This is a genomic window from Escherichia sp. MAL-1 (assembly GCF_052948035.1).
On the sequence record NZ_CM129609.1, the window covers coordinates 2,007,553 to 2,029,918 of the forward strand.

The window sequence follows — 22,366 nt, forward strand, 5'->3', positions numbered from 1 at the left end:
CTTTTTTTTGAGGAGGAACGATGGACTCTATTCACGGTCATGAAGTGTTAAATATGATGATTGAATCAGGCGAGCAATATACGCATGCCAGTCTGGAAGCAGCAATTAAAGCGCGTTTTGGTGAACAGGCACGTTTTCACACCTGCTCGGCAGAAGGGATGACTGCGGGAGAGCTGGTAGAGTTTCTGGCAGCAAAAGGCAAATTTATACCTTCAGAAGACGGTTTTTCGACCGATCAGAGTAAGATTTGCCGTCACTGATTTGAAACGGCGGCAGAAAACCTGCCGCCTGAGAGCATTAGTTTTGTGTGTCGAGGGTAGAGAGTTCTTTGTCGATAAAATACAGACCTTCGCCGCTTTTGCCTGCCAGGCTTAATTTATCAATAATCGATTTGAACAGTTTCTCTTCTTCATGCTGCTCAGAAACATACCATTGCAGGAAATTAAATGTTGGGTAGTCCTGATTGGTCATTGCAGCATGAGCCAGTTCGTTAATTTTCTGCGTGATTAATTGTTCGTGTTTATAGGTTTCCTGGAATAATTCATCAAGTGAGGAATATTCAGCAAACGGAGATTCAACGGTATTAATACGCGGTAAATTGCCGGTATCAGTCAGGTAATCAAACAGACGCTGCATATGCGTCATCTCTTCCTGGGCGTGACGGCGCAGGAACGCGGCAGCACCTTCGAAGGTATGATAGCTGCACCAGGCGCTCATTTGCTGATAAAGCAGTGAAGAGTACAGTTCCAGGTTCATCTGCTCATTAAGTTTTTCAATCATTTCTGGTTTCAGCATGATAGTGCTCCACAAAGGTTATATTTGTTGCTGTGGCGTCACTATAATTTGTTATTTTATTATTTGCAAAAGGTAAAATATAAACTTCAATTATTAAAAATACGAATGGGAATAAAACGCATTACCGCTATTTCTTTAATCAGCGAAGATCCCCTCGCTGATTAAAATATTTAGAGAAAGATAGGGAAGGCGGAATGATGGCACTGATATGACAAAGTGAATTCCGTATTCAAACATAAGGAACCCGCAAAAAGGCTACAGTTGCCTACTGGCTGACCAAAGGGGACCGCGTGGGTATAGCCTTCCTGCTGGCATGCGCGATCGGCGATCCCGCGACTGACATAACGATCGGTATGGGCATGCTGCAAAAAAGCCTGGTCATAAACTAACCGTACAATACCTGTTGCCGCGTCAACTTCGCTCACATGGGCTTGGCGAGTAACCGTACACCCCGCCAGCGTTATTAATGAAAGAGTCAGAATCAGAAGTCTCATGGTCCAGCCAGAAGAGTAAGAGAAAGCACTATTTTACGCGTTACAGTGCTGCGACAATGGCCAGAAAAGACGCCTGGCAGGCGCTATTTCTTGCCATCTGTAGGTGTCAGAAATAGGGGGGCTGTTTTTTGATTATCATTTTTATAACATTAAAGGGGTATTTATGTGATTTGCATCACATAAAGATTGATTTTTGTGATGGTTGTCATATTATAAGCGCAAAGACAATAACACCTGTATAACAAATGGTCGGAGTGCCGCGATGAAACTGCGCAAAATCCTGAAAAGTATGTTCAATAACTATTGCAAGACGTTCAAAGACGTACCGCCAGGCAATATGTTCCGATAACAAAAAACCTGCTCCGGCAGGTTTTTTTGTGTCCTGATGACGGTGGATGTGACTATCGCTGAAGATGTGAAGCCGCTACTATAACGGCTTTCAAAATGCTATCAGGAGTTTACGATGTCCCAGCCGCTGAATGCCGATCAGGAACTGGTTTCTGATGTGGTTGCTTGCCAGTTGGTTATCAAACAAATTCTGGATGTTCTCGATGTAATCGCGCCCGTTGAAGTTCGTGAAAAAATGTCCAGTCAGCTGAAGAATATCGACTTTACTAACCATCCCGCCGCCGCAGACCCGGTCACCATGCGGGCAATCCAAAAAGCCATCGCGCTTATTGAACTCAAGTTTACCCCACAGGGTGAATCCCATTAAAAAAACCGCTGCTTCAAACAGATGAGGCAGCGGTTTCTCAAAACCTTCATCGGCGCAATGCATTAGCGCCGATGATGATCAATGCAGCTGGTGTGACACGACATTCAGAACATGTTGGTCGGTCTGCACAGGGCACATACCCGCAAGTTTCGCACTGCGCACTTCATCAAGAATGGTTTGCAGCAACAGACCATCATGCTGCTGTTCTTTTTCCAGATCGCGCAGGAAATTGACGGTTGAATCATCATTCAGTTCTTTCGCTTCATCGGCTAACTGTGCCAACGTACTAGAACGTTGCTCGTATTCTTCCATCGTTTTTTGGAACAGTTCTTCCAGAGAGTTCAGTTTTTCACCGGGAACATCAATGGCTTTAACGATGGGGGTAGCGCCGACACTCTTCATAAAGTTAAACATGCGCATCATTTGGGTCACATTACTCTGTGCCAGGGCGCGAAGGAAAGTGGCGGTGCCGTTCAGACTCTGTTCAGAACACCAGTTACTCAGGTGAAGGTAGAGATTGGATGCGTAAAACTCGCGGTTCATTTGAGAGTTGAGTTTGAGAAGCATTCCAGCGGTTGCCATACCTAATATCCTTATATCCAGAAGTGGAGAGGTGCAAGATAAATCAAAACACCATAATTACTGTTTGCAGAATAATTCCTTTCTGCCGGTCCGAAATGTGATCGTGGAGTCAATTCTGACGATGATCTGAAATAAGAATAACGTCTGAACGGGTATAAGAAAATGCTTAAATCATCAAGTTTATATATTTTTACATTTCATTGATGAAATCAATGTAACTGCAATGAATTTTAATGATAGTGCTTTTTGTATCTTGTTGATATTAATCAATGAATTTGAATTCATGATGAAGTGATGATTTTATAAAACGTTTTTTCATTTTTGCGAGATGGCTCTCATTATACGTGTTCTGTTAATTAATGAGCACAGTGATAATTAATGACGAAATGAATGACGTGCATTTTCCACATCTTTGAGTTGCGGTTATTACACCATTTCAAAAACTCAACGCCAGGTAATGCGGCCTATTGACTGGTTAAAAAGAAGACATCCCGCATGGGTACCAAAGACAACAAGGATTTCCAGGCTAATCTTATGGATTAATCTGCTGTGCATTCGACAATTTGTCTGACAAATTGGCTTTCCCTTATGTCTTTTCCCGCTAAATTTATGCACGTTCTCACTGTAATTCTGCGATGTGATATTGCTCTCCTATGGAGAATTAATTTCTCGCTAAAACTATGTCAACACAGTCACTTATCTTTTAGTTAAAAGGTAATGCTTTGTTTTCCGATTAATTTAACGAATGTCATTCGTTTTTGCCCTACACAAAACGACACTAAAGCTGGAGAGAACCATGCACAAATTTACTAAAGCCCTGGCAGCCATTGGTCTGGCAGCCGTTATGTCACAATCCGCTATGGCGGAGAACCTGAAGCTCGGTTTTCTGGTGAAGCAACCGGAAGAGCCGTGGTTCCAGACCGAATGGAAGTTTGCCGATAAAGCCGGGAAGGATTTAGGGTTTGAGGTTATTAAGATTGCCGTGCCGGATGGCGAAAAAACATTGAACGCGATCGACAGCCTGGCTGCCAGTGGCGCAAAAGGTTTCGTTATTTGTACTCCGGACCCCAAACTCGGCTCTGCCATCGTCGCGAAAGCGCGTGGCTACGATATGAAAGTCATTGCCGTGGATGACCAGTTTGTTAACGCCAAAGGTAAGCCAATGGATACCGTTCCGCTGGTGATGATGGCGGCGACTAAAATTGGCGAACGTCAGGGCCAGGAACTGTATAAAGAGATGCAGAAACGTGGCTGGGATGTCAAAGAAAGCGCGGTGATGGCGATTACCGCCAACGAACTGGATACCGCCCGCCGCCGTACTACGGGATCTATGGATGCGCTGAAAGCGGCCGGATTCCCGGAAAAACAAATTTATCAGGTACCTACCAAATCTAACGACATCCCGGGGGCATTTGACGCTGCCAACTCAATGCTGGTTCAACATCCGGAAGTTAAACATTGGCTGATCGTCGGTATGAACGACAGCACCGTGCTGGGCGGCGTACGCGCGACGGAAGGTCAGGGCTTTAAAGCGGCCGATATCATCGGCATTGGCATTAACGGTGTGGATGCGGTGAGCGAACTGTCTAAAGCACAGGCAACCGGCTTCTACGGTTCCCTGCTGCCAAGCCCGGACGTACATGGCTATAAATCCAGCGAAATGCTTTACAACTGGGTAGCAAAAGACGTTGAACCGCCAAAATTTACCGAAGTTACCGACGTGGTACTGATCACGCGTGACAACTTTAAAGAAGAACTGGAGAAAAAAGGTTTAGGCGGTAAGTAATTTGCCGGAAAAATTCCCCTCTGCATGATGCAGAGGGGGTGTGAACGACCAGTGATTCACGGAGACGTTATGCAACAGTCTACCCCGTATCTCTCATTTCGCGGCATCGGTAAAACGTTTCCCGGCGTTAAGGCGCTGACGGATATTAGTTTTGACTGCTATGCCGGTCAGGTTCATGCGTTGATGGGTGAAAATGGCGCAGGAAAATCAACTCTCTTAAAAATCCTCAGCGGCAACTATGCGCCAACCACGGGTTCTGTAGTGATTAATGGGCAGGAAATGTCCTTTTCCGACACGACCGCAGCACTTAACGCGGGCGTGGCGATTATTTACCAGGAACTGCATCTCGTGCCGGAAATGACCGTCGCGGAAAACATCTATCTCGGCCAGCTGCCGCATAAAGGCGGCATTGTGAATCGCTCATTGCTGAATTATGAGGCGGGTTTACAACTTAAACATCTTGGTATGGATATTGACCCGGACACGCCGCTGAAATATCTCTCCATTGGTCAGTGGCAGATGGTTGAAATCGCCAAAGCGCTGGCGCGTAACGCCAAAATTATCGCCTTTGATGAGCCAACCAGCTCCCTCTCTGCCCGTGAAATCGACAATCTTTTCCGCGTTATTCGTGAACTGCGAAAAGAGGGGCGGGTAATCTTATACGTTTCTCACCGTATGGAAGAAATATTTGCCCTCAGCGATGCCATTACTGTCTTTAAAGATGGACGTTATGTCAAAACCTTTACCGATATGCAGCAGGTTGACCACGACGCGCTGGTGCAGGCGATGGTCGGGCGCGACATTGGCGATATCTACGGCTGGCAACCGCGTAGTTATGGCGAGGAGCGCCTACGTCTTGATGCTGTGAAAGCACCAGGCGTGCGTACGCCAATAAGTCTGGCGGTTCGCAGTGGTGAAATTGTTGGGCTGTTTGGTCTGGTAGGGGCGGGGCGTAGCGAATTAATGAAAGGCATGTTTGGCGGGACGCAAATCACCGCCGGTCAGGTTTATATCGACCAACAGCCGATCGATATTCGTAAACCGAGCCACGCCATTGCCGCAGGCATGATGCTCTGCCCGGAAGATCGCAAAGCGGAAGGCATTATTCCCGTGCACTCCGTTCGCGACAATATCAACATCAGTGCCAGACGTAAACATGTGCTCGGCGGTTGTGTAATCAACAACGGTTGGGAAGAAAACAATGCCGATCACCACATTCGTTCGCTCAACATCAAAACGCCGGGCGCGGAGCAACTGATCATGAATCTCTCAGGCGGAAATCAGCAAAAAGCCATTCTGGGCCGCTGGTTATCGGAAGAGATGAAGGTCATTTTGCTGGATGAACCTACGCGCGGCATTGATGTTGGCGCTAAGCACGAAATATATAACGTAATTTATGCGCTGGCGGCGCAGGGCGTGGCGGTGCTGTTTGCCTCCAGCGACTTACCTGAAGTCCTCGGCGTTGCCGACCGGATTGTGGTGATGCGGGAAGGTGAAATCGCCGGTGAATTGTTACACGAGCAGGCAGATGAGCGTCAGGCACTGAGCCTTGCGATGCCTAAAGTCAGCCAGGCTGTTGCCTGAGTAAGGAGAGTATGATGTCTTCTGTTTCTACATCGGGGTCTGGCGCACCTAAGTCGTCATTCAGCTTCGGGCGTATCTGGGATCAGTACGGCATGCTGGTGGTGTTTGCGGTGCTCTTTATCGCCTGTGCCATTTTTGTCCCAAATTTTGCCACCTTCATTAATATGAAAGGGTTGGGCCTGGCAATTTCCATGTCGGGGATGGTGGCTTGTGGCATGTTGTTCTGCCTCGCTTCCGGTGACTTTGACCTTTCTGTCGCCTCCGTAATTGCCTGTGCGGGTGTCACCACGGCGGTGTTTATTAACCTGACTGAAAGCCTGTGGATTGGCGTGGCAGCGGGGTTGTTGCTGGGCGTTCTCTGTGGCCTGGTCAATGGCTTTGTTATCGCCAAACTGAAAATAAATGCTCTGATCACGACATTGGCAACGATGCAGATTGTTCGAGGTCTGGCGTACATCATTTCAGACGGTAAAGCGGTCGGTATCGAAGATGAAAGCTTCTTTGCCCTTGGTTACGCCAACTGGTTCGGTCTGCCTGCGCCAATCTGGCTCACCGTCGCGTGTCTGATTATCTTTGGTTTGCTGCTGAATAAAACCACCTTTGGTCGTAACACCCTGGCGATTGGCGGGAACGAAGAGGCCGCGCGTCTGGCGGGTGTACCGGTTGTTCGCACCAAAATTATTATCTTTGTTCTCTCAGGCCTGGTATCAGCGATAGCCGGAATTATTCTGGCTTCACGTATGACCAGTGGGCAGCCAATGACGTCGATTGGTTATGAGCTGATTGTTATCTCCGCCTGCGTTTTAGGTGGCGTTTCTCTGAAAGGTGGCATCGGAAAAATCTCATATGTGGTGGCGGGTATCTTAATTTTAGGCACCGTGGAAAACGCCATGAACCTGCTTAATATTTCTCCTTTCGCGCAGTACGTGGTTCGCGGCTTAATCCTGCTGGCAGCGGTGATCTTCGACCGTTACAAGCAAAAAGCGAAACGCACTGTCTGATGCTTTTTTCTGCAATAATTTAGCGTTTTTTCCCACCATAGCCAACCGCCATAACGGTTGGCTGTTCTTCGTTGCAAATGGCGACCCCCGTCACACTGTCTATACTTACATGTCTGTAAAGCGCGTTCTGCGCAACACAATAAGAAAAGAGAAGGAGGAGAACCGGGTGACAGAACCGTTAACCGAAACCCCTGAACTATCCGCGAAATATGCCTGGTTTTTTGATCTTGATGGAACGCTGGCGGAAATCAAACCGCATCCCGATCAGGTCGTCGTGCCTGACAATATTCTGCAAGGACTACAGCTACTGGCAACCGCAAGTGATGGTGCATTGGCATTGATATCAGGGCGCTCAATGGTGGAGCTTGACGCACTGGCAAAACCTTATCGCTTCCCGTTAGCGGGCGTGCATGGGGCGGAGCGCCGTGACATCAATGGTAAAACACATATCGTTCATCTGCCGGATGCGATTGCGCGTGATATTAGCGTGCAACTGCATACAGTCATCGCTCAGTATCCCGGCGCGGAGCTGGAGGCGAAAGGGATGGCTTTTGCGCTGCATTATCGTCAGGCTCCGCAGCATGAAGACGCATTAATGACATTAGCGCAACGTATTACTCAGATCTGGCCACAAATGGCGTTACAGCAGGGAAAGTGTGTTGTCGAGATCAAACCGAGAGGTACCAGTAAAGGTGAGGCAATTGCAGCTTTTATGCAGGAAGCTCCCTTTATCGGGCGAACGCCCGTATTTCTGGGCGATGATTTAACCGATGAATCTGGCTTCGCAGTCGTTAACCGACTGGGCGGAATGTCAGTAAAAATTGGCACAGGTGCAACTCAGGCATCATGGCGACTGGCGGGTGTGCCGGATGTCTGGAGCTGGCTTGAAATGATAACCACCGCATTACAACAAAAAAGAGAAAATAACAGGAGTGATGACTATGAGTCGTTTAGTCGTAGTATCTAACCGGATTGCACCACCAGACGAGCACGCCGCCAGTGCCGGTGGCCTTGCCGTTGGCATACTGGGGGCACTGAAAGCCGCAGGCGGACTGTGGTTTGGCTGGAGTGGTGAAACAGGGAATGAGGATCAGCCGCTAAAAAAGGTGAAAAAAGGTAACATTACGTGGGCCTCTTTTAACCTCAGCGAACAGGACCTTGACGAATACTACAACCAATTCTCCAATGCCGTTCTCTGGCCCGCTTTTCATTATCGGCTCGATCTGGTGCAATTTCAGCGTCCTGCCTGGGACGGCTATCTACGCGTAAATGCGTTGCTGGCAGATAAATTACTGCCGCTGTTGCAAGACGATGACATTATCTGGATCCACGATTATCACCTGTTGCCATTTGCGCATGAATTACGCAAACGGGGAGTGAATAATCGCATTGGTTTCTTTCTGCATATTCCTTTCCCGACACCGGAAATCTTCAACGCGCTGCCGACATATGACACCTTGCTTGAACAGCTTTGTGATTATGATTTGCTGGGTTTCCAGACAGAAAACGATCGTCTGGCGTTCCTGGATTGTCTTTCTAACCTGACCCGCGTCACGACACGTAGCGCAAAAAGCCATACAGCCTGGGGCAAAGCATTTCGAACAGAAGTCTACCCGATCGGCATTGAACCGAAAGAAATAGCCAAACAGGCTGCCGGGCCACTGCCGCCAAAACTGGCGCAACTTAAAGCGGAACTGAAAAACGTACAAAATATCTTTTCTGTCGAACGGCTGGATTATTCCAAAGGTTTGCCAGAGCGTTTTCTCGCCTATGAAGCGTTGCTGGAAAAATATCCGCAGCATCATGGTAAAATTCGTTATACCCAGATTGCACCAACGTCGCGTGGTGATGTGCAAGCCTATCAGGATATTCGTCATCAGCTCGAAAATGAAGCTGGACGAATTAATGGTAAATACGGGCAATTAGGCTGGACGCCGCTTTATTATTTGAATCAGCATTTTGACCGTAAATTACTGATGAAAATATTCCGCTACTCTGACGTGGGCTTAGTGACGCCACTGCGTGACGGGATGAACCTGGTAGCAAAAGAGTATGTTGCTGCTCAGGACCCAGCCAATCCGGGCGTTCTTGTTCTTTCGCAATTTGCGGGAGCGGCAAACGAGTTAACGTCGGCGTTAATTGTTAACCCCTACGATCGTGACGAAGTTGCAGCTGCGCTGGATCGTGCATTGACTATGTCGCTGGCGGAACGTATTTCCCGTCATGCAGAAATGCTGGACGTTATCGTGAAAAACGATATTAACCACTGGCAGGAGTGCTTCATTAGCGACCTAAAGCAGATAGTTCCGCGAAGCGCGGAAAGCCAGCAGCGCGATAAAGTTGCTACCTTTCCAAAGCTTGCGTAGGAGCGGTTAATCACCCGTAAGTGGAACTAACAGCACATCGACCTCACTTGAGGCAATCACTCTTTTCGCCGAGCAGGATGCTCGCGAAAAGAAACTGTGATTGTGATTACCGCAAATCACCAAATCGAAATGATGTTTGTGACATACTTCCAGAATATGTTCGCTTAACTCACCGTAGGCAATAAACGTCTTGTCAACGGGATACCCCGCATCCTGAATTAACTTATCAAGAAAGCTTTGCGTTTCTTCTTGCATCACGCTGCGTAAATCTTCAAGCATCGGCGCGGCTAATTGATTGTACATTTCCGGGTCGGAAGCGAGAGTAATTAAACTGATGTGTCCCTTTACTGGCCTGGCGATAGATACCGCTTTTGCCAGCAGTTGCTGACTTTCCGGTGTAACCGCAACAGCGACAAGAATATTGCTATAGCTCATAACCTGTTCCTTATTCTGTGAACTTCAGGTGACATTAAAGCTTTACTCCTAATGGAGAAACGACGCAATCCCAACTCGGTCAAACAGGTAAATATTAGTCTGATTATTAGTAAAGACAATTAATCAATCACTCCCGGTGATCATATAATTTCAAATGTAATTATAAGAAAATAGTGTACTGATTCTCCGCATTAAACAAGTGGTTAATATATGTAAAACATTTCATTAACATTATGTTGATTGTTGCCTTTCTTTGTATTTAATTAGTTTGTTGTGCGGTAAGTGTCTGTTTAAAAATAGCTTATCTGGTATTGCATGAAAGTGATTATTTATAGCAGATGATTATTTACGGTGAGTTATTTTAACTGTGCGCAACATCCCATTTCGATTATTCCTGTTTCATTTTTGCTTGCTAGCGTAGCGAAAAACTTTTTAACAGATTGAAATACACCCAAAACAAAAGTATGACTTATACATTTATGTTAAGTAACTGAGTGTTTTGTGTGATCTGCATCACACATTATTGAAAATCGCAGCCCCCTGCGTTGTATGTGCGTGTAGTGACGAGTACAGTTGCGTCGATTTAGGAAAAATCTTAGATAAGTGTAAAGGCCCCCTTCTATTTGTAAGGACTTATTAAACCAAAAAGGTGGCTCTGCTTATTGCAGCTTATCGCAACTATTCTAATGCTAATTATTTTTACCGGGGCTTCCCGGCGACATCACAGGGTGCGGTGAAACCGCATAAAAATAAAGTTGGTTATTCTGGGTGGGAATAATGCATACCTCCGAGTTGCTGAAACACATTTATGACATCAACTTGTCATATTTACTACTTGCACAGCGTCTGATTGTTCAGGACAAAGCGTCCGCTATGTTTCGTCTCGGCATAAATGAAGAAATGGCGACAACATTAGCGGCACTGACTCTTCCGCAAATGGTTAAGCTGGCAGAAACCAATCAGCTGGTTTGTCACTTCCGTTTTGACAGCCACCAGACGATTACTCAGTTGACGCAAGATTCCCGCGTTGACGATCTCCAGCAAATTCATACCGGCATCATGCTCTCAACACGCTTGCTGAATGATGTTAATCAGCCTGAAGAAGCGCTGCGCAAGAAAAGGGCCTGATCATGAGTGAAAAAAGCATTGTTCAGGAAGCGCGGGATATTCAGCTGGCAATGGAATTGATCACCCTGGGCGCTCGTTTGCAGATGCTGGAAAGCGAAACACAGTTAAGTCGCGGACGCCTGATAAAACTTTATAAAGAACTGCGCGGAAGCCCACCGCCGAAAGGCATGCTGCCATTCTCAACCGACTGGTTTATGACCTGGGAACAAAACGTTCATGCTTCGATGTTCTGTAATGCATGGCAGTTTTTACTGAAAACCGGTTTGTGTAATGGCGTCGATGCGGTGATCAAAGCCTACCGTTTATACCTTGAACAGTGCCCACAAGCAGAAGAAGGACCACTGCTGGCATTAACTCGTGCCTGGACATTGGTGCGGTTTGTTGAAAGTGGATTACTGCAACTTTCCAGCTGCAACTGCTGCGGCGGCAATTTTATTACCCACGCTCACCAGCCTGTTGGCAGCTTTGCCTGCAGCTTATGTCAACCGCCATCCAGGGCAGTAAAAAGACGTAAACTTTCCCAGAATCCTGCCGATATTATCCCACAACTGCTGGATGAACAGAGAGTACAGGCTGTTTAACTGATACGGTGAGGCGCAACATTCCAGCAGCGGTAACGACGTACCGCTGCTTTTTTTTGCCCCAATCGCGCGTTAACGCCTGACGACTGAACATCCTGTCATGGTCAACAGTGGAAGGATGATGTCGTGCTTATCTTATTAGGTTACCTGGTTGTTCTCGGTACAGTTTTCGGCGGTTATTTGATGACCGGTGGAAGCCTTGGAGCACTCTATCAACCCGCTGAACTGGTGATTATTGCCGGTGCAGGGATTGGGTCGTTTATCGTCGGCAATAATGGCAAAGCGATTAAAGGCACGCTGAAGGCGCTGCCGTTGCTGTTTCGTCGCTCCAAATACACCAAAGCAATGTATATGGATCTGCTGGCTCTGCTTTATCGGTTGATGGCAAAATCGCGGCAGATGGGGATGTTTTCGCTGGAACGTGATATTGAAAATCCCCGTGAGAGCGAGATCTTCGCCAGCTACCCACGCATCCTCGCGGATAGCGTCATGCTTGATTTTATCGTCGATTATCTGCGCCTGATTATCAGCGGTCACATGAACACCTTCGAAATCGAAGCCCTGATGGATGAAGAGATTGAGACGCACGAAAGCGAGGCAGAAGTCCCGGCGAACAGTCTGGCGCTGGTCGGGGACTCACTTCCGGCGTTTGGTATTGTTGCGGCTGTAATGGGGGTCGTTCACGCGTTAGGTTCAGCCGATCGTCCTGCCGCCGAGCTGGGTGCGCTTATCGCACATGCGATGGTGGGGACTTTCCTCGGCATTTTATTGGCTTACGGATTTATTTCCCCATTAGCGACTGTTTTACGTCAGAAAAGCGCCGAAACCAGCAAAATGATGCAGTGCGTCAAAGTCACTCTGCTTTCTAATCTGAACGGTTACGCACCGCCTATCGCCGTTGAGTTTGGTCGCAAAACGCTCTATTCCAGCGAACGTCCGTCGTTTATTGAACTGGAAGAGCATGTGCGTGCGGTGAAAAATCCGCAACAACAGACGACAACCGAGGAAGCATGAAGAATCAAGCGCATCCGATTATTGTCGTCAAACGACGCAAAGCCAAAAGCCACGGGGCAGCACATGGATCGTGGAAGATTGCTTATGCCGACTTTATGACTGCGATGATGGCCTTTTTTCTGGTGATGTGGCTGATCTCCATCTCCAGCCCAAAAGAGCTGATTCAGATTGCGGAGTACTTCCGGACTCCACTGGCGACTGCGGTTACGGGCGGCGATCGCATTTCTAATAGTGAAAGCCCAATTCCCGGCGGTGGTGATGATTACACCCAAAGCCAGGGGGAAGTGAATAAGCAGCCGAACATCGAAGAGCTGAAAAAACGCATGGAGCAAAGTCGATTGCGGAAATTGCGGGGTGATCTCGACCAGTTGATAGAGTCCGATCCGAAACTGCGGGCGTTACGTCCCCATCTCAAAATCGATCTGGTCCAGGAAGGTCTACGTATTCAGATCATCGATAGCCAGAATCGCCCGATGTTTAGAACCGGCAGTGCCGATGTCGAACCCTATATGCGCGACATTCTGCGCGCCATTGCGCCTGTACTGAACGGTATTCCCAACCGTATTAGCCTTTCAGGTCATACCGATGATTTCCCCTACGCCAGCGGTGAGAAAGGATATAGCAACTGGGAGCTTTCTGCCGATCGGGCCAATGCATCCCGCCGCGAACTGATGGTCGGAGGGTTGGATAGCGGCAAAGTGTTACGTGTCGTCGGCATGGCGGCAACGATGCGCTTAAGCGATCGCGGACCTGATGATGCCGTCAACCGTCGCATCAGCCTGCTGGTACTGAACAAACAAGCCGAACAGGCCATTTTGCATGAAAACGCCGAAAGCCAGAATGAGCCAGTAAGCGCCCTGGAAAAACCTGAGGTTGCACCACAGGTCAGTGTTCCCACAATGCCATCAGCCGAACCGAGGTGACAGCGTGAGCATGGATATAAGCGATTTTTATCAGACATTTTTTGATGAAGCGGACGAACTGTTGGCTGACATGGAGCAGCATTTGCTGGTTTTGCAGCCGGAAGCGCCAGATGCCGAACAATTGAATGCCATCTTTCGGGCTGCCCACTCGATCAAAGGAGGGGCAGGAACTTTTGGCTTCAGCGTTTTGCAGGAAACCACGCATCTGATGGAAAACCTGCTCGATGAAGCCAGACGAGGTGAGATGCAACTCAACACCGACATTATCAATCTGTTTTTGGAAACGAAGGACATCATGCAAGAACAGCTCGACGCTTATAAACAGTCGCAAGAGCCGGATGCCGCCAGCTTCGATTATATCTGCCAGGCCTTGCGTCAACTGGCATTAGAAGCGAAAGGCGAAACGCCATCCGCAGTGACCCGATTAAGTGTGGTTGCCAAAAGTGAACCGCAAGATGAGCAGAGTCGCAGTCAGTCGCCGCGACGAATTATCCTTTCGCGCCTGAAGGCCGGGGAAGTCGACCTGCTGGAAGAAGAACTGGGACATCTGACAACGTTAACTGACGTGGTGAAAGGGGCGGATTCGCTCTCGGCAATATTACCGGGCGACATCGCCGAAGATGACATCACAGCGGTACTCTGTTTTGTGATTGAAGCCAATCAGATTACCTTTGAAACAGTAGAAGTCTCGCCAAAAATATCCACCCCACCAGTGCTTAAACTGGCAGCCGAACAAGCGCCAACCGGCCGCGTGGAGCGGGAAAAAACGACGCGCAGCAATGAATCCACCAGCATCCGTGTAGCGGTAGAAAAGGTTGATCAATTAATTAACCTCGTCGGCGAGCTGGTTATCACCCAGTCCATGCTTGCCCAGCGTTCCAGCGAACTGGACCCGGTTAATCATGGTGATTTGATAACCAGCATGGGGCAGTTACAACGTAACGCCCGTGATTTGCAGGAATCAGTGATGTCGATTCGCATGATGCCGATGGAATATGTTTTTAGTCGCTATCCCCGGCTGGTGCGTGATCTGGCGGGAAAACTCGGCAAGCAGGTAGAACTGACGCTGGTGGGCAGTTCTACTGAACTCGACAAAAGCCTGATAGAACGCATTATCGACCCGCTGACCCACCTGGTACGCAATAGCCTCGATCACGGTATTGAACTGCCAGAAAAACGGCTCGCCGCAGGTAAAAACAGCGTCGGAAATTTAATTCTGTCTGCCGAACATCAGGGCGGCAACATTTGCATTGAAGTGACCGACGATGGGGCGGGGCTAAACCGTGAGCGAATTCTGGCAAAAGCGGCCTCGCAAGGTTTGACTGTCAGCGAAAATATGAGCGACGACGAAGTCGCGATGCTGATATTTGCACCTGGCTTCTCCACGGCAGAGCAGGTCACCGACGTCTCCGGGCGCGGCGTCGGCATGGACGTCGTTAAACGTAATATCCAGGAGATGGGCGGTCATGTCGAAATCCAGTCGAAGCAGGGTACTGGCACTACGATCCGCATTTTACTGCCGCTGACGCTGGCCATCCTCGACGGCATGTCCGTACGCGTTGCGGATGAAGTTTTCATTCTGCCGCTGAATGCTGTTATGGAATCACTGCAACCCCGTGAAGCCGATCTCCATCCACTGGCCGGCGGCGAGCGGGTGCTGGAAGTGCGGGGTGAATATCTGCCCATCGTCGAACTGTGGAAAGTGTTCAACGTCGCGGGCGCGAAAACCGAAGCCACCCAGGGAATTGTGGTGATCTTACAAAGTGGCGGTCGCCGCTACGCCTTGCTGGTGGATCAATTAATTGGTCAACACCAGGTTGTGGTTAAAAACCTTGAAAGTAACTATCGCAAAGTCCCCGGCATTTCTGCTGCGACCATTCTTGGCGACGGCAGCGTGGCACTGATTGTTGATGTCTCCGCCTTGCAGGCGATAAACCGCGAACAACGTATGGCGAACACCGCCGCCTGAATGAGTAAAAAGGTAACAATATGACCGGTATGACGAATGTAACAAAGCTGGCCAGCGAGCCGTCAGGCCAGGAATTTCTGGTATTTACCCTTGGTGATGAAGAGTACGGTATTGATATCCTGAAAGTGCAGGAGATCCGTGGCTACGATCAGGTAACACGGATTGCGAACACGCCAGCGTTTATCAAAGGCGTCACGAATCTGCGCGGCGTTATTGTGCCGATTGTTGACTTACGAATTAAGTTCAGCCAGGTGGATGTGGACTATAACGACAACACGGTAGTTATCGTCCTGAATCTCGGACAGCGGGTGGTCGGCATCGTGGTTGACGGCGTCTCAGACGTGCTTTCATTGACGGCGGAGCAAATTCGTCCGGCACCGGAATTTGCCGTGACGCTTTCAACAGAATATCTCACTGGACTGGGCGCACTGGGCGACCGGATGTTGATTCTGGTGAACATCGAAAAACTGCTGAACAGCGAAGAGATGGCGCTGTTAGATAGCGCGGCGTCAGAAGTGGCGTAATTCTCCCGATTTCCTCAATTGAAATGAACCCGATGATCTGCGCATCGGGTTTTTTATTTCAATTTCGCGGCGGGTGGCATCAGCAATAAAGTTTCCCCCCTCCTTGCCGATAACGAGATCAACTTGTTTTCAGGAAGGTGCCTTATGATTAACCGTATCCGCGTAGTCACGCTGTTGGTAATGGTGCTGGGGGTATTCGCACTGTTACAGCTTATTTCCGGCAGTCTGTTTTTTTCTTCCCTTCACCATAGCCAGAAGAGCTTTGTGGTTTCCAATCAATTACGGGAACAGCAGGGCGAGCTGACGTCAACCTGGGATTTAATGCTGCAAACGCGCATTAACCTGAGTCGTTCAGCGGTACGGATGATGATGGATTCCTCCAATCAACAAAGTAACGCCAAAGTTGAATTGCTCGATAGCGCCAGGAAAACATTGGCGCAGGCAGCGACGCATTATAAAAAATTCAAAAGCATGGCACCGTTACCTGAAATGGTCGCTACCAGTCGTAATATTGATGAAAAATATAAAAACTATTACACAGCGTTAACTGAACTGATTGATTATCTAGATTATGGCAATACTGGAGCTTATTTCGCTCAGCCAACCCAGGGAATGCAAAATGCAATGGGCGAAGCGTTTGCTCAGTACGCCCTCAGCAGTGAAAAACTGTATCGCGATATCGTCACTGACAACGCAGATGATTACCGATTTGCCCAGTGGCAACTGGCGGTTATCGCGCTGGTGGTGGTATTGATTCTGCTGGTGGCGTGGTACGGCATTCGCCGTATGTTGCTTACTCCGCTGGCAAAAATTATTGCTCACATTCGCGAAATCGCCGGTGGTAACCTGGCGAATACCCTGACCATTGACGGGCGCAGTGAAATGGGCGACCTGGCGCAGAGCGTTTCACATATGCAACGCTCTTTGACTGACACCGTCACTCATGTCCGCGAAGGTTCAGATGCCATCTATGCCGGTACCCGTGAAATTGCGGCGGGCAACACCGATCTTTCCTCCCGTACTGAACAGCAGGCATCCGCGCTGGAAGAAACTGCCGCCAGCATGGAGCAGCTCACCGCGACAGTGAAGCAAAACGCCGATAACGCCCGCCAGGCCTCGCAACTGGCGCAAAGTGCCTCCGACACCGCCCAGCACGGCGGCAAAGTGGTGGATGGCGTAGTGAAAACGATGCATGAGATCGCCGATAGTTCGAAGAAAATTGCCGACATTATCAGCGTTATCGACGGTATTGCCTTCCAGACTAATATCCTCGCGCTGAATGCCGCGGTTGAAGCCGCGCGTGCGGGTGAACAGGGCCGTGGTTTTGCCGTGGTGGCGGGTGAAGTGCGTAATCTTGCCAGTCGCAGCGCCCAGGCGGCAAAAGAGATCAAAGCCCTCATTGAAGACTCCGTCTCACGCGTTGATACCGGTTCGGTGCTGGTCGAAAGCGCCGGGGAAACAATGAACAATATCGTCAATGCTGTCACTCGCGTGACTGACATTATGGGCGAGATTGCATCGGCATCGGATGAACAGAGCCGTGGCATCGATCAAGTCGCATTGGCGGTTTCGGAAATGGATCGCGTCACGCAACAGAACGCATCGCTGGTGCAGGAATCAGCTGCCGCCGCCGCTGCGCTGGAAGAACAGGCGAGTCGTTTAACGCAAGCGGTTTCCGCGTTCCGTCTGGCAGCCAGCCCACTCACCAATAAACCGCAAACACCATCCCGTCCTGCCAGTGAGCAACCACCGGCACAGCCACGACTGCGAATTGCTGAACAAGATCCAAACTGGGAAACATTTTGACGAGTATTTACTAACGCGGTCATTGCCGCCTGATGGGGAGCGTTGATGTTTAATCGTATTCGAATTTCGACCACGCTGTTTTTAATTTTGATTCTCTGCGGGATCTTGCAGATTGGCAGTAACGGCATGTCTTTTTGGGCATTTCGCGACGATTTGCAACGACTGAATCAGGTCGAGCAGAGCAATCAGCAACGTGCGGCATTAGCGCAAACTCGGGCGGTAATGTTACAGGCCAGTACCGCGCTGAACAAAGCGGGCACTCTGACGGCACTTAGCTATCCGGCGGATGACATTAAAACGTTGATGACGACGGCGCGCGCCAGTCTGACGCAATCCACCACGCTGTTTAAAAGTTTTATGGCGATGACTGCGGGCAACGAGCACGTCAGGGGATTGCAAAAAGAGACGGAGAAAAGTTTTGCCCGCTGGCACAACGATCTCGAACATCAGGCGACCTGGCTTGAAAGTAATCAACTTTCGGATTTCCTCACTGCGCCGGTGCAGGGATCACAGAATGCGTTTGACGTTAACTTTGAGGCCTGGCAGCTGGAGATCAACCATGTGCTGGAAGCCGCCAGTGCGCAAAGCCAGCGTAACTATCAGATTTCGGCACTGGTGTTTATCAGCATGATTATTGTTGCGGCGATCTACATCAGCAGTGCGCTGTGGTGGACGCGCAAGATGATTGTTCAACCACTGGCCATTATCGGTAGCCATTTTGACAGCATTGCTGCGGGTAATCTGGCGCGTCCGATTGCGGTATATGGTCGTAATGAGATCACCGCCATTTTTGCCAGTCTGAAGACCATGCAGCAGGCTTTGCGTGGGACGGTAAGTGATGTGCGTAAGGGAAGCCAGGAGATGCACATTGGTATCGCGGAGATTGTCGCAGGCAATAACGATCTCTCAAGTCGTACCGAACAGCAGGCGGCATCGCTGGCACAAACGGCCGCCAGTATGGAGAAATTAACCGCCACGGTAGGGCAAAACGCCGATAACGCACGACAGGCGTCGGAACTGGCAAAAAATGCCGCGACAACGGCGCAGGCGGGCGGTGTTCAGGTCAGTACCATGACTCACACCATGCAGGAGATCGCCACCAGCTCGCAAAAAATTGGCGACATTATCAGCGTTATCGACGGAATTGCTTTCCAGACCAATATTCTGGCCCTGAATGCGGCAGTGGAAGCGGCTCGCGCCGGAGAGCAGGGGCGTGGTTTTGCGGTAGTGGCAGGTGAAGTGCGCAATCTTGCCAGCCGTAGCGCGCAGGCAGCAAAAGAGATCAAAGGGCTGATCGAAGAGTCAGTCAATCGTGTCCAGCAGGGTTCGAAACTGGTGAATAACGCCGCCGCGACCATGATCGATATTGTCAGTTCGGTGACCCGCGTGAACGACATTATGGGAGAAATTGCCTCTGCGTCGGAAGAACAACAGCGGGGGATTGAGCAGGTTGCACAGGCTGTCAGCCAGATGGATCAGGTGACTCAGCAGAACGCCTCGCTGGTAGAAGAAGCGGCGGTGGCAACGGAACAACTGGCGAATCAGGCCGACCATCTTTCGTCGCGTGTGGCGGTATTTACCCTTGAAGAACATGAAGTAGCACGACATGAGTCGGTGCAGTTACAAATTGCGCCAGTGGTATCCTGAAGTGATTGAGAAGGCGCTATGACTTCATCTCTGCCCTGTGGGCAAACGTCTTTATTGTTACAGATGACCGAGCGCCTGGCGCTTTCCGACGCGCATTTTCGGCGGATAAGTCAATTGATCTATCAACGAGCCGGGATCGTTCTGGCTGACCATAAACGCGACATGGTTTACAACCGACTGGTTCGTCGTTTGCGTTCGCTGGGACTGACGGATTTCGGTCATTATCTGAACTTGCTGGAATCTAATCAGCACAGCGGTGAGTGGCAGGCGTTTATCAATTCGCTGACCACGAATCTGACGGCATTTTTCCGTGAGGCACATCATTTCCCTCTGCTCGCGGATCACGCACGTCGCCGTTCTGGCGAGTATCGCGTATGGAGCGCGGCGGCTTCGACCGGCGAAGAGCCGTACAGCATTGCGATGACGCTGGCTGACACATTGGGCACCGCGCCCGGACGCTGGAAAGTGTTTGCCAGTGATATCGACACCGAAGTGCTGGAAAAAGCCAGAAGCGGTATCTATCGCCATGAAGAGTTGAAAAACCTGACGCCGCAGCAACTGCAACGGTATTTCATGCGAGGGACGGGGCCGCATGAAGGGCTGGTACGCGTGCGTCAGGAGCTGGCGAACTATGTTGATTTTGCCCCGCTGAATCTACTGGCGAAACAGTACACCGTGCCGGGGCCGTTTGATGCGATCTTCTGTCGTAACGTCATGATCTACTTCGATCAAAATACCCAGCAGGAGATTTTGCGCCGCTTTGTTCCGCTCCTTAAACCCGACGGATTGCTGTTTGCGGGTCACTCTGAAAACTTTAGCCACCTTGAGCGCCGCTTCATGCTGCGTGGTCAGACGGTGTATGCGCTAAGTAAGGATTAACGATGAGCAAAATCAGGGTGTTATCTGTCGATGATTCGGCACTGATGCGCCAGATCATGACAGAAATCATCAACAGCCATAGCGACATGGAAATGGTGGCGACCGCGCCTGATCCGCTGGTCGCGCGTGACTTGATTAAGAAATTCAATCCCGATGTGCTGACGCTGGATGTTGAAATGCCGCGGATGGACGGACTGGATTTCCTCGAAAAATTAATGCGTTTGCGTCCAATGCCCGTAGTGATGGTTTCTTCCCTGACCGGCAAAGGGTCAGAAGTCACGCTGCGCGCGCTGGAGCTGGGGGCGATAGATTTTGTCACCAAACCGCAACTGGGTATTCGCGAAGGAATGCTGGCGTATAGCGAAATGATTGCTGAAAAGGTGCGTACAGCAGCAAAGGCGAGCCTTGCAGCACATAAGCCATTGTCGGCACCGACAACGCTGAAGGCAGGGCCGTTGTTGAGTTCTGAAAAACTGATTGCGATTGGTGCTTCAACGGGTGGAACTGAGGCAATTCGTCACGTACTGCAACCGTTGCCGCTTTCCAGCCCGGCACTGTTAATTACCCAGCATATGCCGCCTGGTTTCACCCGCTCTTTTGCCGACAGACTTAATAAGCTTTGTCAGATCGGGGTTAAAGAAGCCGAAGACGGAGAACGTGTTTTGCCGGGGCATGCCTATATCGCGCCGGGCGATCGGCATATGGAGCTGGCGCGTAGTGGCGCAAATTACCAAATCAAAATTCATGATGGCCCGGCGGTTAACCGTCATCGGCCTTCGGTAGATGTGTTGTTCCATTCTGTCGCCAAACAGGCGGGGCGTAATGCGGTTGGGGTGATCCTGACCGGTATGGGCAACGACGGCGCGGCAGGAATGTTGGCGATGCGTCAGGCGGGGGCATGGACCCTTGCGCAAAACGAAGCAAGTTGCGTGGTGTTCGGCATGCCGCGCGAGGCCATCAATATGGGTGGTGTCTGCGAAGTGGTCGATCTTAGCCAGGTAAGCCAGCAAATGTTGGCAAAAATTAGTGCCGGACAGGCGATACGTATTTAAATCAGGAGTGTGAAATGGCGGATAAAGAACTTAAATTTTTGGTTGTGGATGACTTTTCCACCATGCGACGCATAGTGCGTAACCTGCTGAAAGAGCTGGGATTCAATAATGTTGAGGAAGCGGAAGATGGCGTCGACGCTCTCAATAAGTTGCAGGCAGGCGGTTATGGATTTGTTATCTCCGACTGGAACATGCCCAATATGGATGGCCTGGAATTGCTGAAAACAATTCGTGCGGATGGCGCGATGTCGGCATTGCCAGTGTTAATGGTGACTGCAGAAGCGAAGAAAGAGAACATCATTGCTGCGGCGCAAGCGGGGGCCAGTGGCTATGTGGTGAAGCCATTTACCGCCGCGACGCTGGAGGAAAAACTCAACAAAATCTTTGAGAAACTGGGCATGTGAGGATGCGACTATGATGCAACCATCAATCAAACCTGCTGACGAGCATTCAGCTGGCGATATCATTGCGCGCATCGGCAGCCTGACGCGTATGCTGCGCGACAGTTTGCGGGAACTGGGGCTGGATCAGGCCATTGCCGAAGCGGCGGAAGCCATCCCCGATGCGCGCGATCGTTTGTACTATGTTGTGCAGATGACCGCCCAGGCTGCGGAGCGGGCGCTGAACAGTGTTGAGGCGTCACAACCGCATCAGGATCAAATGGAGAAATCAGCAAAAGCGTTAACCCAACGTTGGGATGACTGGTTTGCCGATCCGATTGACCTTGCCGACGCCCGTGAACTGGTAACAGATACACGACAATTTCTGGCAGATGTACCCGCGCATACCAGCTTTACTAACGCGCAACTGCTGGAAATCATGATGGCGCAGGATTTTCAGGATCTCACCGGGCAGGTCATTAAGCGGATGATGGATGTCATTCAGGAGATCGAACGCCAGTTGCTGATGGTGCTGTTGGAAAACATCCCGGAACAGGAGTCGCGTCCAAAACGTGAAAACCAGAGTTTGCTTAATGGACCTCAGGTCGATACCAGCAAAGCCGGTGTGGTAGCCAGTCAGGATCAGGTGGACGATTTGTTGGATAGTCTTGGATTTTGATTTGTATTGCCTGATGTGGCGTGACC

24 protein-coding genes are annotated in these 22,366 nt (G+C 49.8%); 20 read left to right on the top strand and 4 right to left on the bottom strand.

The features are described 5' to 3' along the window. Window positions 1–20 precede the first annotated feature (20 nt). A complete protein-coding gene (locus ACU8XX_RS09720; RefSeq protein WP_016242207.1) occupies window positions 21–260 on the top strand; it encodes a YecH family metal-binding protein in 240 nt (79 codons plus the stop codon). A 37-nt stretch (window positions 261–297) separates the two neighbouring features. Here ACU8XX_RS09720 and ftnA read toward each other — a convergent pair whose 3' ends face one another. Further along, window positions 298–795, bottom strand: a complete 498-nt coding sequence (ftnA, locus tag ACU8XX_RS09725) for a non-heme ferritin (protein WP_000917208.1) — start codon at window positions 793–795, stop codon at window positions 298–300. A gap of 170 nt (window positions 796–965) precedes the next feature. Continuing rightward, window positions 966–1,289, bottom strand: coding sequence for a YecR-like lipofamily protein (locus tag ACU8XX_RS09730; RefSeq protein ID WP_240765464.1), 324 nt, complete (start codon window positions 1,287–1,289; stop codon window positions 966–968). 262 nt (window positions 1,290–1,551) lie between these two features. Between ACU8XX_RS09730 and azuC the strand changes: the two genes are divergently transcribed. Together azuC and yecJ are read left to right on the top strand one after the other, a co-directional pair. Then, window positions 1,552–1,638: a stress response protein AzuC gene (azuC, locus tag ACU8XX_RS09735; RefSeq protein ID WP_010723106.1), complete on the top strand. Its 87-nt coding sequence runs from the start codon at window positions 1,552–1,554 to the stop codon at window positions 1,636–1,638. A 114-nt stretch (window positions 1,639–1,752) separates the two neighbouring features. Next, the gene (gene yecJ, locus ACU8XX_RS09740; protein ID WP_000082127.1) at window positions 1,753–2,004 is read left to right on the top strand and encodes a DUF2766 family protein YecJ; all 252 of its coding nucleotides are present in this window, start codon (window positions 1,753–1,755) and stop codon (window positions 2,002–2,004) included. Window positions 2,005–2,082: 78 nt separating this feature from the next. Here the strand turns inward: yecJ and ACU8XX_RS09745 are convergent, their stop codons facing one another. Next, the gene (locus ACU8XX_RS09745; protein WP_000179463.1) at window positions 2,083–2,586 is read right to left on the bottom strand and encodes a non-heme ferritin-like protein; all 504 of its coding nucleotides are present in this window, start codon (window positions 2,584–2,586) and stop codon (window positions 2,083–2,085) included. 796 nt (window positions 2,587–3,382) lie between these two features. On the opposite strand from ACU8XX_RS09745, the gene araF reads away from it, so the two are divergent. From araF to otsA, 5 genes are all read left to right on the top strand, one after another. Continuing rightward, window positions 3,383–4,372 carry an arabinose ABC transporter substrate-binding protein AraF gene (gene araF, locus ACU8XX_RS09750; RefSeq protein ID WP_000548675.1) on the top strand — a complete coding sequence of 330 codons (990 nt, stop codon included), beginning with the start codon at window positions 3,383–3,385 and terminating at the stop codon, window positions 4,370–4,372. Between the two features lie 69 nt (window positions 4,373–4,441). Continuing rightward, a complete protein-coding gene (gene araG / locus ACU8XX_RS09755; protein ID WP_001187819.1) occupies window positions 4,442–5,956 on the top strand; it encodes an arabinose ABC transporter ATP-binding protein AraG in 1,515 nt (504 codons plus the stop codon). Between the two features lie 14 nt (window positions 5,957–5,970). Next, window positions 5,971–6,957, top strand: a complete 987-nt coding sequence (gene araH / locus ACU8XX_RS09760; protein WP_024176539.1) for an arabinose ABC transporter permease AraH — start codon at window positions 5,971–5,973, stop codon at window positions 6,955–6,957. Window positions 6,958–7,123: 166 nt separating this feature from the next. Continuing rightward, window positions 7,124–7,924, top strand: coding sequence for a trehalose-phosphatase (gene otsB, locus ACU8XX_RS09765; protein ID WP_001295645.1), 801 nt, complete (start codon window positions 7,124–7,126; stop codon window positions 7,922–7,924). Beyond that, on the top strand, window positions 7,899–9,323 hold the full coding sequence (otsA, locus tag ACU8XX_RS09770) for an alpha,alpha-trehalose-phosphate synthase (protein WP_001295646.1): 1,425 nt from the start codon (window positions 7,899–7,901) through the stop codon (window positions 9,321–9,323). Before otsB ends, otsA begins: the two co-directional genes overlap by 26 nt. 6 nt (window positions 9,324–9,329) lie before the next feature. On the opposite strand, the gene uspC is transcribed toward otsA, so the two are convergent. Then, window positions 9,330–9,758 carry a universal stress protein UspC gene (gene uspC, locus ACU8XX_RS09775; RefSeq protein WP_000122426.1) on the bottom strand — a complete coding sequence of 143 codons (429 nt, stop codon included), beginning with the start codon at window positions 9,756–9,758 and terminating at the stop codon, window positions 9,330–9,332. Between the two features lie 777 nt (window positions 9,759–10,535). On the opposite strand from uspC, the gene flhD reads away from it, so the two are divergent. The 12 genes from flhD to cheZ all read left to right on the top strand — a co-directional run bounded on the left by flhD (window position 10,536) and on the right by cheZ (window position 22,340). After that, the gene (gene flhD, locus ACU8XX_RS09780; protein WP_001295647.1) at window positions 10,536–10,886 is read left to right on the top strand and encodes a flagellar transcriptional regulator FlhD; all 351 of its coding nucleotides are present in this window, start codon (window positions 10,536–10,538) and stop codon (window positions 10,884–10,886) included. Between the two features lie 2 nt (window positions 10,887–10,888). Further along, window positions 10,889–11,467 (top strand): flagellar transcriptional regulator FlhC, encoded by a 579-nt coding sequence (flhC, locus tag ACU8XX_RS09785; protein WP_001291603.1) that lies wholly within the window; start codon window positions 10,889–10,891, stop codon window positions 11,465–11,467. A gap of 126 nt (window positions 11,468–11,593) precedes the next feature. After that, the gene (gene motA / locus ACU8XX_RS09790; protein WP_000906340.1) at window positions 11,594–12,481 is read left to right on the top strand and encodes a flagellar motor stator protein MotA; all 888 of its coding nucleotides are present in this window, start codon (window positions 11,594–11,596) and stop codon (window positions 12,479–12,481) included. Continuing rightward, on the top strand, window positions 12,478–13,404 hold the full coding sequence (motB, locus tag ACU8XX_RS09795) for a flagellar motor protein MotB (RefSeq protein WP_000795630.1): 927 nt from the start codon (window positions 12,478–12,480) through the stop codon (window positions 13,402–13,404). Before motA ends, motB begins: the two co-directional genes overlap by 4 nt. 4 nt (window positions 13,405–13,408) lie before the next feature. Next, window positions 13,409–15,373 (top strand): chemotaxis protein CheA, encoded by a 1,965-nt coding sequence (cheA, locus tag ACU8XX_RS09800; RefSeq protein WP_016242205.1) that lies wholly within the window; start codon window positions 13,409–13,411, stop codon window positions 15,371–15,373. 20 nt (window positions 15,374–15,393) lie between these two features. Beyond that, window positions 15,394–15,897, top strand: coding sequence for a chemotaxis protein CheW (gene cheW / locus ACU8XX_RS09805; RefSeq protein ID WP_000147302.1), 504 nt, complete (start codon window positions 15,394–15,396; stop codon window positions 15,895–15,897). A 144-nt stretch (window positions 15,898–16,041) separates the two neighbouring features. Beyond that, window positions 16,042–17,703 (top strand): methyl-accepting chemotaxis protein II, encoded by a 1,662-nt coding sequence (gene tar, locus ACU8XX_RS09810; protein ID WP_001297437.1) that lies wholly within the window; start codon window positions 16,042–16,044, stop codon window positions 17,701–17,703. Window positions 17,704–17,748: 45 nt separating this feature from the next. After that, window positions 17,749–19,350, top strand: coding sequence for a methyl-accepting chemotaxis protein IV (gene tap / locus ACU8XX_RS09815; RefSeq protein ID WP_023157701.1), 1,602 nt, complete (start codon window positions 17,749–17,751; stop codon window positions 19,348–19,350). An 18-nt stretch (window positions 19,351–19,368) separates the two neighbouring features. Further along, window positions 19,369–20,229 (top strand): protein-glutamate O-methyltransferase CheR, encoded by an 861-nt coding sequence (gene cheR / locus ACU8XX_RS09820; RefSeq protein WP_032174079.1) that lies wholly within the window; start codon window positions 19,369–19,371, stop codon window positions 20,227–20,229. 2 nt (window positions 20,230–20,231) lie between these two features. Continuing rightward, on the top strand, window positions 20,232–21,281 hold the full coding sequence (gene cheB, locus ACU8XX_RS09825) for a protein-glutamate methylesterase/protein glutamine deamidase (RefSeq protein WP_000036371.1): 1,050 nt from the start codon (window positions 20,232–20,234) through the stop codon (window positions 21,279–21,281). 14 nt (window positions 21,282–21,295) lie between these two features. Then, complete coding sequence (gene cheY / locus ACU8XX_RS09830; RefSeq protein WP_000763867.1) at window positions 21,296–21,685, top strand: chemotaxis response regulator CheY; 390 nt, start codon at window positions 21,296–21,298, stop codon at window positions 21,683–21,685. A 10-nt stretch (window positions 21,686–21,695) separates the two neighbouring features. After that, window positions 21,696–22,340, top strand: a complete 645-nt coding sequence (gene cheZ, locus ACU8XX_RS09835; protein WP_000983609.1) for a protein phosphatase CheZ — start codon at window positions 21,696–21,698, stop codon at window positions 22,338–22,340. Window positions 22,341–22,366: the final 26 nt, after the last annotated feature.